Genomic DNA, 1,434 nt, shown 5'->3' with positions numbered 1-1,434 from the left:
GGAAGCGTCAGAACTCCCATCATCGCAGGTCAGCAGGCACCTCTTCTCGTTTCCTCATCCACAGGACGCGAGTCACTCGGTGGATCGAGGCTTAGTGTGTGGCTTCACGCCCTGAGATGGATGGAAGGAGGCGAGTGCCGTGCGGTTCACACCTTTCCAGCGCTCCCTCTTCCGCTGTCCCGGCGTGGTTCGTGAGTTCTGACCGGGAGCGCTCCAAGCAGCCTGTATCCCGGAGGAATCCATGGCCGATCCGGTCATCCGCGCGCTCTCCGCGAGCGACGCTCATCTCTTCGAAGCACTCCCCGACCCCCTGGGCGCCCGTGAAGGCCATCGGCGTACCCAGTTCCGCCCCGACTGGAAGCGCGTCGCCCTGCGCGACGGCGAGGTCGTCGCACGCGGCGCGTGGTGGGGCGGCCCCGACGACTCGGAGCCCGTCAACATCAACTGGTTCGACGTGGCCGAGGGCGAGGAGGAGGCCGGGGCCGAACTCCTGCGCTCCGCTCCCTGGCAGGTCGAACTGGAGATCAACCTGCCCGGCGGCTGGCGGGAAAAGACCGACCTGCGCGCCGCCGCCGGGGCGCGCTTCGCCGCCGCACGAGCCGCAGGGTACGAACTCCTGGTGGAACGCTTCCTGTACCGCTGGACCCCGGAGCGAGGTCTGCCCGAGCGGCCCGGACGCCTGCGCTTCAGCGCCGAACCCGACGACACCGTATTCTTCGACGCGTTGCGCCGCATCCACTCCGTCACCCTGGACGCCCACGCGCTCAGGGCCATCGAGGAGGGCGGCCTCGACCAGGCCGCCCAGGAGGAACTCGACTTCTTCCACTGGTGCCCCTCCCCACGGGAGTGGTGGCAGATCGCGCACACGCCGGAGGGCGACCTGGCCGGCATCCACATCCCGGCCCAGAACCCCTCCGGCCCGACCATCGGCTTCATCGGAGTCGTCCCGGAACAGCGCGGTCGCGGCTACGCCTACGACCTCCTCGCGGAGTGCACCCACCTCCTCGTCGAGCAGGGCGCGGAGTTCGTCAGCGGAGCGACGGACAAGGGCAACTTCCCCATGGCCGCGAACTTTGCCAAGGCTGGCTTCCCCGTCATCAGTGAACGCATCAACTTCCACCCGGCGGGCCAAGCGGCCTAGCGAGGAGTAGCACGCGCTGAGGGGTCCGGTCCGAGGGCAGGTCCGGACCCCTTGTCAGCGACATGCGGGATCTGCGCTGTGGCCAGCGGCCACCATCTCGTCGTCAGTCCACGTACCTCACGGTGATCAACGGTGGACGCACCCGTTTCTCGGACCAGCCCCACCAGCAAGATCACGATCTACAGCTGGAGTATTAGCCCCTTCAGTTGTAGTTCGGTGATCAGATGCGTCGGGTAATTGCCGGTCATGGAGAATTGGTCGGCTGAGGTGGCCCAAGTCACTGCGTGGGACGC

At 67.2% G+C, this 1,434-nt stretch carries 1 protein-coding gene; it reads left to right on the top strand.

Translation table 11 applies throughout. The features are described from left to right. Window positions 1–241: 241 nt before the first annotated feature. The gene (locus ACZ7IB_RS49255; RefSeq protein ID WP_470921912.1) at window positions 242–1,141 is read left to right on the top strand and encodes a GNAT family N-acetyltransferase; all 900 of its coding nucleotides are present in this window, start codon (window positions 242–244) and stop codon (window positions 1,139–1,141) included. Window positions 1,142–1,434: the final 293 nt, after the last annotated feature.

The organism is Streptomyces sp. NPDC037301, from assembly GCF_055602785.1.
The sequence above is the reverse complement of the archived record's forward strand: the minus strand, read 5'-3'. Positions and strand labels throughout refer to the sequence as shown.

What these genes read in the sequence shown, in the direction of transcription:
- ACZ7IB_RS49255 (WP_470921912.1), top strand. Translation starts at nt 242, where the DNA reads ATGGCCGATCCGGTCATCCGCGCGCTCTCCGCGAGCGACGCTCATCTC.